Source organism: Botrimarina hoheduenensis (assembly GCF_007859815.1).
Classification (GTDB): domain Bacteria; phylum Planctomycetota; class Planctomycetia; order Pirellulales; family Lacipirellulaceae; genus Botrimarina; species Botrimarina hoheduenensis.
In genome coordinates this window covers 907,320-919,034 of the sequence record NZ_SJPH01000001.1, presented here as the reverse complement: position 1 = coordinate 919,034, position 11,715 = coordinate 907,320, and the positions used below count along the sequence as shown (strand labels likewise).

The window sequence follows — 11,715 nt, the reverse complement described above, 5'->3', positions numbered from 1 at the left end:
GCTCCGGGCCCTGCTCAGCCTACGGCTTCGCAGGCCCCTCCGCTCCAGCTGCCCAACGGACTACCATCTAATCATCCCGATTCTCTCAGAGCGACTGGCACATAGATCGGGGGAAGACCAGGGACAGTCCGACGGTAATCTACGCGGGATTCGTAGCGGTTATTCAGCAAAACCCTTATACCGTATTGCTACACGGGCACAAGTGATCGCTATCAAGACGGTCATAAGACCCGCCGGTTCGGGAATTCTGTAGGCGGCAAGAGTAGCGTCGATCCAAACCCGATGGTTGTATACCTTCGTCGAAAATGTATCGTCTGAGGGGAAGCTCGACCCCGGTGTCAGAGAGACAGAGTTAGATATAGCAGCTAGCTCAAACCTGCCGTTGCGTTCGATGAAGCTGCCCCCCCCTGAATCACCGTAAGTACCTTGGCCGCCAAGCGGGTTGAAGAGATCGCTTCCAGGAAAGTAGAACTGAGACCACAGAGTATCTCTCCCGAAGCTTCGCGCGCGTACAGTGTTAATGCCGGCAAGGCGCTTCCCTCTAAGTTCTTCAATGTATCCGTCTGCATGAGTCCCAGGAAGGCCATAGCCGACCAACGTTAGGTCGTCCCCGGTGGAAGGGTTGGCACCTGTACGAACAGCAGGCTCTGCAGAGCGGTATGGCGTATCAAAACGGATTAAAGCTAAATCGAATCCGCCGGACAGCCTGCGATAATCTGGGTGGACAAATACATCACCTTGAGCCTTGAACTCGCCACGAGATAGCCAGTAATCGTCAGACAATCCGAATCCGTAAGATTCAAACCGTGGAGTAAGGTCGGCATCGAGAATCACGTGCGCTGCGGTGAGCACCCAATTCGGATCGATGAGCACGCCAGAACCCGCGAAGAAATCGCCCTCACTCCGTTCTCCAGTCAAATAACCTACCGATGGAAACAGCTGGGCGTAGTCTAAGTAGTCCTGAAGCGGTGTCACATCAGAGCTATGGATAATTACCGCTCTCGCTTCTGCTTGAAAAAGGGCTAATGGTATCGCAGCCGACAAGAAGACCATCTTCACGGTAGTGCTCATTAGCGTCACCTGGGAGATCGTGTCTTTGAGAGTTGGCTACTATTGAAGCAGAAATAGGGAAGCCGCTGTATTAGGCTCGGTCTACAGGCGACCCCGACGTCTAAGGGGGCACCGAACTCGTGTCGCACTAGGGTCATCGAAGCGAGCAGCGGCGGCGGTGACACTCCGGCATCAGATTCTCGAAAAAATCTCTTCCGGCAGAGTTCTTGGTCCTGATCGACCCAAGCCTTGCCCGACAGCTCCGAGCTGAGCAGCCAACCTCCTGCTCGCAAATCGATCCCAGCTCCTGCGAAGTTGGGATCGGTAGCGGCGTCGCTTCAGAGCTCGGTTTCCGGCTCGTAGACAGCACCTAGGCTCTTAAGCCAGGTGTCAAGCAGCTTCGGATTGGTCCGCTTGAGGCTCACAATCGCTGCTTCTCTGGAGAGACGTGGGAGCACGCGAACCCAATTCTTCGTCGTGACCGACAGCAGGTCGCCCGGACCGTTGAGGCGGCAGTCGTTGAGGATATGAGTCTTCTCGACCAGCGTGGCGACGCCCCCCCCGTCCGACAAGTCGGCTAACACCAAGTCGCCGATGACGCCACTGGTGGCCGAGAAGCCGACGTACCTGTTTTCGTCCGGAAGAACGCACGCTGGGACGCTCTTGGACGTAAATGTCCGTACGAGCGTCCCTAGCCCCAGGTCGTAGACTTCCACCCGCCCGCTTTCCCAACCGACGTAGAGGGTCTGTCCGTCGGGAGAGAACGCCGTCTTCCGGAGTCGCTGCTTCGTCTCGGTCACGAGCAGCGATTCACCTGTTGCGACATCCCACACGCGGACCGGCGCGGGGTCCCGCCAGTTCCCGCCCGCCGCCCGCCGGCCGTCGTTGGTGCGGCCAAACGAGTTCATCGTGTCGAGCTGGTACCGCAGCTCGCCGGTGCTGGCGTCGTAGCCGGCGGTCGCGCCGCCGCTCGCGACGAGCAGCGTGCTTCCGGAAGGATCGACGAAGAACTCGGTCACGTACCGCAATCCACCACGCGGATGCTGCGAGAGCCGGAAGGTCGAGGCGGCCAGTGACGGCTTGGGTTGGAGCTGGTGCAGCCAGGCGGCCGGGTCGGGGCCGCAACCCGCCGCGTCCGCCGGGTCCTCGTGAACGGCGACGATCAAGTCGCGGGAGCTGTTCCGCTCGTTCTGAGAGAAGGTCTCGGCGCCCTCCCAGAGGCACCACGTCTTCTCTCCGTCGGCGTCCACCGCCAGCCTGACGATTCTCTTCTCGGCGCCAACAAGGTCGCTCGGCGGCCCAACGGGGTAGGACGCCTTGAAGCGAAGCGAAGCGGTCTGATCCGACCAGTCCCATCGCTGGACCTCTTGACTTCTATAAGTCCAGAACGAGTCGCCCACCCGGCAGGCTGTCCAGTACTCGCACGGCGCCGCGGCGACGCCAGTCGTCGGCGCGGCCTGGGTCGTGGCGGCTCGGTCGCCCGAGACCTCGAGACTACGAGGCGTTGGCGCCATCAGAACAACGTTTTTCTCTGAATAAGCAAGGAGTCCTCCCGTCGCGGCGTCGAGCCCAAGAATCGCCGTGCGTGCTTCCTGCGGACCCCCGCCCGCCGAGTAGGGGAAGAGAGACTGCCTGCTGACGCGGTAAGAAAGCGGTCCGGGCGCGATGCCGCGAAGCAAATCGCCTTCTCGGTGTAGCACCCGGACCAGCACGTCATCTTCCGAAGCCTCGGCAACCCCGTCTCCCACACCTGGTAGACGCCAGACCTCGAGGCCCGCCTCGGGCGAGACCGCCGCACCTGAAAAGGCGAATTCCTCAAGAGGCCAGCCTTCCGCGGCGGAGATCGTCCTCCAGGCGCCGGAAGACCCGGTTGATTCGTAGCTCTCTTTGCAGAGGATCTTCTCCTCCGTAACGAAGGCGAACTTCTGGCCGCGTACCGAGGCCGCGAGCGCGTCCGTTTCGCCCGTCCGCCAGATCTGCGGCGGCGTGGCGACGTCGAGCGAGCCGACAATCGCCACCGCGCCGCTCGGCGAGAGGGCTTGCGAAGCGATGCGGTCAATGCCGTCAAAGGTGTGATGCGCAACCACCTCGCCGCTGGCGGTGTCCATCACGGCGGCCGTGTTGTCGCGGCAGACCAACAAGAGCCGTGGCGCCGACCGGGCCGGAGTGATGCTGCGAGCGTTCCAGCCGCGGCGCGAGGCGCACCGCGGCTTGAGTTCGGCCGCGTCGTACACCGTGACCTTGCCGCTCTTGGACAAGATCGCGAAGGTCACCAAGGGGCCGGGTTTGGCCGGCGCACACGCCACCGCCTCAACGACCGGCTCGTCAAGCGTGGTCGTTGATTCACGCCGTCCATCGCTGATTCGATGCGAGTCGATGCGATCCGGGTAGACCAGCACGACCGACCCCGTCTTGCGGCTCAGCTCCCCCGGGTCTTGCGGCAGACAAAGTACGGCTTGGAGCGGCCGCTGCTCGGCCGGGATGTTGAGCACGGGCTGGTAGTACGCCCGTGCGCGGCCGACGATCCGCGAGTAGATGGCGCCGTTTTCCCAACCCGAGTCGTCGTTCGTCGCGCCGCCGAGCCGCGTCATCGCTTCGGCCAAGTCGTCTTTCTCGAGGGCGTACTCGGCCGCTTGGAGATTGATGAGCCGCTGGGTCTTATCGCGTTGTTCCTCGGCCTGAGCTTCCGCCGCTCGCGCCCGCAACGCTTCGCGGTGCTGCGACACAGCGGCGAGGGTCGCGACGGTGGCCCCGACTGCGAGACTGAGAACGACCGCCGCGATCGAGACGGCCGGGATGGCGTTTCGCTGCGCCCACTTCCACGCCTTGGTCGCCGCCGACGCGGGGCGCGCGGTGATCGGAACGTTCTCTAGCCAGCGGCGCAAATCGTCCGCCACCGCGCCGGCCGATTCGTATCGGCGGCGTGGCTCCTTCTCCAGGCACTTAAGCGTGACCGTTTCCAAATCGCGTGGCGTGCTGGAGTCGAGCTTTCGCAGCGCCGGCGGCTCCTCGTGGACCACCTGGTGCAGCAGCATCCGCGTGTTGCCGCGGAACGGCAGCTCGCCGGTCAGCAGCTGAAAGAGGACAACCCCCAGAGAGTAGACGTCGCTCCGCTGGTCGGCCGTGTGGGCGTGGCCTTGGGCCTGCTCGGGCGACATGTAGGCGGGAGTGCCGAGCACCTGCCCGTCGACCGTCATCGTCACCTCCGCCGCGTCTCGCCGGGCGAGCCCAAAATCCATCAAGCGGGGCTCGCCCCGCTCGTCGATCATGATGTTTCCCGGCTTGAGGTCGCGGTGGATGATGCCCTGCTGGTGCGCGTGGTCCAGCGCACGAGCCACCTTCTCGCAGAGCCGGGCCGATTCAATCGGCGTGGGTCGCTGCCCCGTCAGCCAATCGGCCAGCGTCAAACCACGCACAAACTCACTCACGATGTAGAGCGTGTCTCCCTCGCGGCCCACCTCATAAACCGGCACGATGCCCGGGTGGCTGAGCTGCGCCGCGTTCTGGGCCTCGCGGACAAACGCCTTCTCGTGCGCGTCGTCGAACTGACCTTTGCGCGGGACCTTGACCGCCACCGTGCGGTCGAGCGTCTTGTCGTGGGCTTTCCAGACCGAACCGAACGCTCCAATCCCGACCCGCTCGACGAGCCGAAAATTCGCCAGGTCCGTCACCGAGGAAGAGGTCCGGGTCGCCGTCGAATCCCCGGCCAGGCTGAAGTCGCTGCCGCACCCCTCGCAGCGGATGCTCCCAAGCTCCGCGTCGGGGACCAGTTCCATCGGGTTGTGGCAGTGAGGGCACCTCACGTGCAGGCCGCGGCCGGCGGTTCGAGGCCCGTCGGGGGGGGCGGTGGGGAGGGCGATGGTCGCCTTAGAGTCTTGCAGCAGCTTGCGGATCGCGTCGGCGTGTTGGGGGTTCACGGCGAGGATGGGATCAACGGGGGACTCGTCCGCCAACTCAGCGATCAACGTCAGTAGCTCGCGGAGAAGCCGCTCGCGACCGGCCTGCGGCGACCGACTGAGATACTCGTCGATGAGGGGCGGGCTTCCGCCGCGGAGGGCCTGCTCGAACACGTCAGCAATCTCATCGACGCGCCGGATGACCGACAACGGGACGGCGTCTGGCGACGGTGGCTCACCCGGCAGGTCCATAGCGCGCGTCTCTCCTTTACGCCTTGTTCACTTCGGGGTCACTCCACTCCCGTCGGATCCGCTCTAGCTTGCGGATCACGGTCCGCTTGGCGCAACCGAGTTCCTCCGCGATCTCCTGGTGCGAATAACCTTCCAGCTTCCGCTGAGCGATTACCCGGAGTGACGGGTCGTCGAACAGCGTCACCAGCCGTTCAAGTTCATCGGCGACCTGGGCCGAGAACTCGACGGTCGGCTCTTGGCCGATCATCGCGCTGAGGTCTGCCGGCCGCTCGGTGAGGGCCGCGTCGCGTTTGGTCGCCCGGTGCCGGCGGCGGGCATCGACCGCCTTGCGAGCGGTGATCGTCACCAAGAGGGGCCAGAGCGAATCCTCGTCCGTGAGCTTTGGGAAACGGCCCTGTTCGCACCCCAGCATGACGCTCTTCAAGGCGCTCAGGGCGATGTCGTCCCCCGAGACCTCTGGAGAAACCCGCTGCAAGCGCACCCGCGCCACCGCGGCTAGCCGCTCGAAGTACCGGCTCCAGAGCGCTTCGGCAGCCGCCTCGTCTCCGCTGCGGAGCGCGTCGAGCCAGGTCGGGGATGGCGAGCCGTCTTGCATCAGCAGGGTGAGCCCAAGGATTCTTGTCCGGGCGTAGTGTACCAACGACCACGCCGGCAGGCCACGACGCGAGTTGGGGTCGGATGAGTACTTGTTTACCGCCCAGCGCTATTGCGCCCTGTCGAGGGGGAGTCTAGCCTTGGTGCATGGACGCGCGCGAGCCGACGCCTGACCGGCCGAGTTAAGAAGAACAGGAACGGATCGTCGCGGAGCACGCGCGTCGGATCGAGCAACTCGAGAAGCGGGTCGAGGAGCTGACGCGGGCGGGCAAGCGCCGAGCGCCAAGCGGCGCCGTTCCGCAAGGAAGAGCCGGCCGCGCCGCTCGGCAAGGCGAAACGCCGCGAGAAGAAGAAGCCGGGCCGCAGGTCGGGCGAAGAGCACGGCGAGCACCGCCGCCGCGAAGAACCGCCCTCCGAGCCGGACGAGGTGCACCGGGCCGCTTTGCCCGAATGCTGCCCGCACTGCGAAAGCAAGATGCTGCAGACCACGAAAGTCGTCACGCAGACGCAGGTCGAGCTGCCGCAGAAGCCGGTCGTCCGGCGGTTCGACATCCAGGTGGGCCGCTGCGGCGCGTGCGGCAAGCGGGTGCACGGCCGGCACGAGCTGCAGACGTCCGACGCCGTCGGCGCCGCCCGTGCTGGTCACCCTCGCTAAGCAGGCCATCGACCCCGTCGAATGGCTCGCGGGCGCCCGCCAGAGCGTCGAACCGTTATCCCTGGAGCGTTGACGGGGCGGTAAACAAGTGCCGGCGGATGACAGGATTTATTTTCGGCGCCATGTCACCGCTACTGGCTGCGGCTTCGATGTCACTTGTAGGAGGCCACATCGGGCCGCCAACGGCAGAAAACATCCGCAACACCCGCTCGAGGAGACCCAACATGCCCCTTCCTTACGATTTCGTCTGGCGGCTCCACGACTTCTTCACCCACCTGCTGCAGTTCCTGTCGGGGACGTTCGCCTGAGTGACCGGGCACGTCGTTGACTGGCCAAGACCTCGGCGAGGCATTGGCCGACAGGTTAGCCTCCCTGATACGATCGACGATTCGCGTACTGATCCGGCGGACGATGTGTCGGTCGGCCCGAAGAAAGCCGACGCGAATCCGCTATCCGACGTCCGTCAGTTCGCTCTTGCCGACGCTCACTCAACCCTAAGGAGGCGTTCCGTGCGTCACTCTCTGCTCTTGGCAATCGCTGCTGCCCTCGCCGCCGGCGGTGCCTTCGCGGACGAACCGGCCGAATACCAGAACGTCGTGTCGCTCGAATCGCTGGAATGGATGCTGGGCGAGTGGAGCGCGCCCCTTCCAGACGGCAAGGGTCGAGACCTGGTTACATGGCGACGCGGCCTCCAGGGGACAGTGCTCGTTGGAGAGTTCCGCGAGCAGCGGGGCGCCGCCACCCTTCACGTAGCAACGGCGATCGTCATGCCGACGCCTGGGGAGAACACCGTGACCCACTACATGTTCCACAACGACCTCTCGATGACCGGATCGCTGGTTCTACAGCGGGGTAATGAGTTCCGCTGGGACGGGGTTCGGCGGATGCGAGGCGGTCAGGTGTGGCGTGGCCGCCTGCAACAGCAACGAGAGTCAGAAGACGTCTACACGGCCCAGTTGCTGATCGCCGACAAACAGGGCGAGTACTCTCCGATCGGCCCCTTGGTGCGGATGGTTCGAGAAGGGGGCAGCGAGTCGGAGCCGTCTGACATGCCGGCCGCCGAGATCGCCGAGACGAATCCCGAGGTGGTCCTCGCCAGCGAGCGTGACGAGCTGGCGGCTCTAGCCGGTGAGTACGAGCGTTACTGGGGCCCCGAGCCCCAGCGGCGTCAGGTGAAGCGGATCGAGGGCTCGACCGAGACCATTGTCTTCTACGACCAGGCAGGCCAGGAGCTCGACCGCCACACCGTCTCGATCTCGGTCTCCCGCCAGAACGGGGTGCGGGTGCTAACGCATCCCGCGGTGATGGCGGCCGGTCCCAACGAGACCATCTCTTATGTCTACAGCCTGAACGAGGGTGATTTCATCGAAGCCCGTGGGCTTCACAAAGACGACCCGCTGCCGCCCAACAATGTCCGTTGGAAACGGATTTCACCGGCGCTGTCTGAGAAGGCGGCTCGCTAGGAACGTCCCGCGTGTCGCGCTTGCGGGCCCCTAACGAAGGGATGACGCGGCTCGAGGGCGCCAGCGTTCCGCATTCCTGCTTTGCCCTACTCTTACCCCTTTTGCCCAGAAACTACCGATGCAAACCTACCGACAACTTGCCGTTGCTTGCCTCTGCCTGCCCTGGATGGCCGCGACCGGAAACGCCGCGGAGGGGTACAAGCCCATCCAATCGCTCGACGAGCTAAGTTGGATGCTCGGTGACTGGCAGAAGTTGGGGGCGGCAGAAAGTTCGGGGCTCACCTGGCGGCGTAATCTCGGCGGCAAGGCATTGGTCGCCGAGTACGCCAATGCGCCCGAAGCCGACACGCCGACCGCCATGCTGTCGGTCGTGATGCAGAAGCCGGGTGGCGAGACGCTGGTCGCCTACACCTTTGACCAGAAGGGGGGCATTGCGGTTTCCGACCTCGTGAAGAACAGCGGTTCGATACGCTGGCTCGGAACGAAGACGTTTGCCGACGGCACGTCGGGTCGCGGCGGCATCGAACTCACGATTCGGTCGGACACCGAGTACACCGCCCGCTACTTCTTCCTCGACGGCGAGGCCGTGAACTATATGGGCGAGGCCGCGACGATGGTTCGGTCGTCCCAGCCGAAGCCTGACTAGCTGCTGACTCGCTTGCAGGTTGGCGGGAGCAAGGCCCGCCGTTGTCGCTGCTACGAGCGCCGGCCGGAGACCGTTGCCAACAGACGCTCAGCGCTGCGTTGAAGCGATTCATCCGCCCTGAGGTCGGGCGGGATCGCCGCGTAGTAGTCTTCGCCGATGCCCATCACCGCTCGGTTCTGGCGGGAGAGTTCTGGCGAGAGGTCGGTCGCCTCTTCGTCCTCGTAGTCGAGGTCCCAGAGGAAGCGGTCTTCGTAGCAGCCCAGCAAACCTTCCCACTCCTCGGGGTCGTCCCAATTGTCGACCTCCTCGTCGTGGTCGAGCGTGTCGAGGACCATCTGGCGGTACTCGCTCTTCTCTCCCTCTTCGACTTCTTCTTCCACGAGGCGTTTCGCCTCGTGGAGCACGCTCGCTAGGGTCGCTTCGGACCAGGCGGTGAGCGGCAGGCAGGCGGGCGTCTCGTGGAAAAGATGCCTCGCGACGACTTCCAGCGACGCGAGCTGCTGGGACCGGCTCATGCGGTCGAAGACCCTCGCCCCGTTGAAGCAGGACTCCTCATCCTCGGCCGCCTGGAGGATGGCGTCGCTCATGGCGACCAGAGCGCTACCGAAGAGCTTGGCTTCGCCGCCCTCGATCGGCTCACCCACCGCTGTCAGATCCTCGAGTTCACCGGCGAGAGCCACCGCCTCAAGGACGCCCAGCGGCGGCGCCGATCCAAGGACTAGCAACCCTACGGGCTCACGCGGGGAGGCCCAATCCAAACTCCCCCAACCAACCCAGCGCTGCACTTTTCCGGCGCCGGGCGCTGCACTTTTCGACTGCCGATCACAAAAAGCGGCGATCCTCGATAAGGATCGCCGCGGTTCGCTCGTGGGCCTCGGTCGTTGGCTACTCCGCCGCCAGGACGTCCTGGCGTTCGACGTGCTGCTGGGCGAGCTGCATCGTCCGGATCGCGGCGGGCAGGTCGGCGGCGGTGAAGCTGCCGGAGTACTTGGTCTGGTCGCCGTCGCGGTAGCTCCGCTGCAGGTTGACGGTGCGGAACGAGCGCTTGTCGTCGCCGCTGCCCGTTTCTTGAACGAACACGGTCGCCGAGACGCTGCCCAGGCGGAACGTCGCTTCGGGGGAGTTCTTGGCCATCGGGGGCCTCCTCTTGGAGAGAGCGGTTGGTGCGGCTGTCGCGCCGCGCGGTGCGCCTGGCCAAGTGGTCAGCGTAGGAGCATGCCACGTGACTGAACCCAGCGCAAGCGAAAACCTCGCGGGCTTCGAGAACACCTCGGGAGAAGCGAGGGCTGCGGTTGTTTTGCGGGGGCTCGGTTGGGTTGCCCGCCCAAATTGTCTCGCAAAAACTTGCCAACCGGCGTGCTTGGTGGCATCGTGGTCGCGATGGCCGACGCCGCGCCCGTCCTGGTCTCCCTGAATCACAAGGGGGGCACCGGCAAGACCCACGTCGCTTACCTGGTGGCGTCGGTCGCCCACGCGCGCGGCCAGCGTTGCCTCTTGGTCGATCTCGACCAGCAGGCGAACCTCACCAGCAGCTTCCTGCCGGGCCACACCAGCCCGACCGGTGTCGAGCGTTTGTTCGACCCGTCGCAGGAGCCGTCGGCGGAGGGATTGGTCCACGCGACGCCGTACGACGGGATCGATCTGATCCCCGCGACGCCGCTCCTCGCTCCGCTCGACCTGTCCGACCAATCCGCCTGGCAGGCGCACGACCTGCACCTCTCGCTGCGAGGCGTTTTTGGGGAGCTGCGCAGCCGGTACGACTACGTCGTGCTCGACTGCCCGCCCCGGCTCTCGCTCACCAGCTACGCGGCGCTCTGCGCCGGCTCCCACCTGCTCGTTCCGCTGGAGGCGGCCGACTGGGGCGCCCGCGGCACCCAGGCGGTGGTCGCCACGCAGCGGCTCGTCACCCGGCGTCACAACCCAGAGCTGCAGCTGCTGGGGTACGTCGTCAGCCGCTTCAAGCGGACCCGCAGCTACCAACAAGAGTACCTCGCCGCCCTCCGCGGCGCTTTCGGCCGGGACGCCTTCTGGACCGTGATCCCCGACCTGGCCGAGTTCGAGAAGGCGGTCACCGACCGCCGGCTCGTTTCTACTTCCTACCCCGACTCCGATGCCGCCCACACCGCCAACACCTTCCTCGCTGAACTCGACTCCCGCGTCGAGCGGCTCGCGCGCCAGCGCCAAAACCGCCGCCCAGAGGTCGTTCCAGAGCGCCGCGCCGCTGCCGTTTGACGCCGATAGCGACGCGATCGCGCCGTCTAACGGAGCCCGCGCCCGGCTTCGGGGCGCCTTTGTGATCGACGTACGAGAGCTGAAGGCCGACCCCGATCAGCCACGGCAACGGTTCCCGGCCGAGGCGATCGATGCGATGGCCGCTTCGATCGAGGCGCGAGGGTTTCAGCAGCCGCTGAAGGTCCGGCCTGCGCCCGACGGCGGGGGCTACTACATCATCGACGGCGAGATGCGGTACCGCAGCGCGTTGCAGCTGGGCCAGCAAGAGGTTCCCTGCTGGGTTTTTGAGGACGAGACCGACCCGCGGGACATCTTCCTCGACCAGATCGTCGCCAACGAGCAGCGCGTGAACTTCCAGCCGTACGAGGTCGCTCACGCTGTGGTGCGGCTGCGCGATTACTTCGAGATGCCCCTGGATCGGATCGCCAAGGAGACCGGCTTCTCGGCCCCCAAGATCAGCAAACTCATCGCGCTGGTGGAGAAGGTCGACCCCCAGGTGCAGGCGATGGTCCGCGACCTGCCGCCGGGCGAGCTGACGATGAACCACCTCTACAGCATCTCGAAGCTCCCCCCGGTCAAGCAGCCGGGGCTCGCGTCGCTGGTCGTCGATCAGCACCTCACCGCGAGCGAGACCGAGATGCTGATCCGCCGCAAGGAGCTGACCGGTGAAGGAAGCTCGTCGCCCTCGCCGCGGGGCCGGCCCCGCAAGCGGTTCCGCTACCCGACCGATTACGGCGAGGTGGTGATCTCGCTCAAGGAGCAGCCGGGCGATTTTAAGGAGCGGCAGCTCAAGGCGCTGCTGCAAGCGAAGCGGCAGCTGGTCGGCGGCGACAATGAGTAGCGATTAAATGAAACAATTCGCCGCGGCGTTCTTGGCTTGGTGGAGCCGTGTCGAGGCTGCCGGGGGACGATTTTCCGGAAGAAAGT

Annotated in this window: 11 protein-coding genes; 6 read left to right on the top strand and 5 right to left on the bottom strand. The window is 65.0% G+C overall.

What is annotated here, in order from left to right; genetic code table 11:
- Positions 1-159: 159 nt before the first annotated feature.
- The 3 genes from Pla111_RS03625 to Pla111_RS03615 form a co-directional block, all read right to left on the bottom strand.
- Positions 160-1,071, bottom strand: coding sequence for a S1 family peptidase (locus Pla111_RS03625; protein WP_146571429.1), 912 nt, complete (start codon positions 1,069-1,071; stop codon positions 160-162).
- A gap of 317 nt (positions 1,072-1,388) precedes the next feature.
- The gene (locus tag Pla111_RS03620) at positions 1,389-5,198 is read right to left on the bottom strand and encodes a WD40 repeat domain-containing serine/threonine protein kinase (RefSeq protein WP_146571427.1); all 3,810 of its coding nucleotides are present in this window, start codon (positions 5,196-5,198) and stop codon (positions 1,389-1,391) included.
- A 16-nt stretch (positions 5,199-5,214) separates the two neighbouring features.
- The gene (locus tag Pla111_RS03615; RefSeq protein ID WP_197524712.1) at positions 5,215-5,838 is read right to left on the bottom strand and encodes an ECF-type sigma factor; all 624 of its coding nucleotides are present in this window, start codon (positions 5,836-5,838) and stop codon (positions 5,215-5,217) included.
- A gap of 429 nt (positions 5,839-6,267) precedes the next feature.
- On the opposite strand from Pla111_RS03615, the gene Pla111_RS03610 reads away from it, so the two are divergent.
- From Pla111_RS03610 to Pla111_RS03595, 4 genes are all read left to right on the top strand, one after another.
- Positions 6,268-6,447 (top strand): hypothetical protein, encoded by a 180-nt coding sequence (locus tag Pla111_RS03610; protein WP_146571425.1) that lies wholly within the window; start codon positions 6,268-6,270, stop codon positions 6,445-6,447.
- Between the two features lie 122 nt (positions 6,448-6,569).
- Positions 6,570-6,755, top strand: a complete 186-nt coding sequence (locus Pla111_RS03605) for a hypothetical protein (protein ID WP_146571422.1) — start codon at positions 6,570-6,572, stop codon at positions 6,753-6,755.
- Positions 6,756-6,956: 201 nt separating this feature from the next.
- Positions 6,957-7,910: a hypothetical protein gene (locus Pla111_RS03600; RefSeq protein ID WP_146571420.1), complete on the top strand. Its 954-nt coding sequence runs from the start codon at positions 6,957-6,959 to the stop codon at positions 7,908-7,910.
- A 118-nt stretch (positions 7,911-8,028) separates the two neighbouring features.
- A complete protein-coding gene (locus Pla111_RS03595) occupies positions 8,029-8,556 on the top strand; it encodes a hypothetical protein (RefSeq protein WP_146571419.1) in 528 nt (175 codons plus the stop codon).
- Between the two features lie 50 nt (positions 8,557-8,606).
- On the opposite strand, the gene Pla111_RS03590 is transcribed toward Pla111_RS03595, so the two are convergent.
- Both Pla111_RS03590 and Pla111_RS03585 read right to left on the bottom strand, forming a co-directional pair.
- On the bottom strand, positions 8,607-9,281 hold the full coding sequence (locus Pla111_RS03590; protein WP_146571417.1) for a hypothetical protein: 675 nt from the start codon (positions 9,279-9,281) through the stop codon (positions 8,607-8,609).
- Between the two features lie 160 nt (positions 9,282-9,441).
- A complete protein-coding gene (locus Pla111_RS03585) occupies positions 9,442-9,690 on the bottom strand; it encodes a hypothetical protein (protein ID WP_146571414.1) in 249 nt (82 codons plus the stop codon).
- A gap of 195 nt (positions 9,691-9,885) precedes the next feature.
- On the opposite strand from Pla111_RS03585, the gene Pla111_RS03580 reads away from it, so the two are divergent.
- Both Pla111_RS03580 and Pla111_RS03575 read left to right on the top strand, forming a co-directional pair.
- Positions 9,886-10,788 carry a ParA family protein gene (locus tag Pla111_RS03580; RefSeq protein WP_146571412.1) on the top strand — a complete coding sequence of 301 codons (903 nt, stop codon included), beginning with the start codon at positions 9,886-9,888 and terminating at the stop codon, positions 10,786-10,788.
- Positions 10,789-10,849: 61 nt separating this feature from the next.
- The gene (locus Pla111_RS03575) at positions 10,850-11,629 is read left to right on the top strand and encodes a ParB/RepB/Spo0J family partition protein (RefSeq protein ID WP_197524709.1); all 780 of its coding nucleotides are present in this window, start codon (positions 10,850-10,852) and stop codon (positions 11,627-11,629) included.
- The last annotated feature ends 86 nt before the right edge of the window (positions 11,630-11,715 follow it).

What these genes read in the sequence shown, in the direction of transcription:
- Pla111_RS03625 (WP_146571429.1), bottom strand. Translation starts at nt 1,071, where the DNA reads ATGAGCACTACCGTGAAGATGGTCTTCTTGTCGGCTGCGATACCATTA.
- Pla111_RS03620 (WP_146571427.1), bottom strand. Translation starts at nt 5,198, where the DNA reads ATGGACCTGCCGGGTGAGCCACCGTCGCCAGACGCCGTCCCGTTGTCG.
- Pla111_RS03610 (WP_146571425.1), top strand. Translation starts at nt 6,268, where the DNA reads ATGCTGCAGACCACGAAAGTCGTCACGCAGACGCAGGTCGAGCTGCCG.
- Pla111_RS03605 (WP_146571422.1), top strand. Translation starts at nt 6,570, where the DNA reads ATGTCACCGCTACTGGCTGCGGCTTCGATGTCACTTGTAGGAGGCCAC.
- Pla111_RS03595 (WP_146571419.1), top strand. Translation starts at nt 8,029, where the DNA reads ATGCAAACCTACCGACAACTTGCCGTTGCTTGCCTCTGCCTGCCCTGG.
- Pla111_RS03585 (WP_146571414.1), bottom strand. Translation starts at nt 9,690, where the DNA reads ATGGCCAAGAACTCCCCCGAAGCGACGTTCCGCCTGGGCAGCGTCTCG.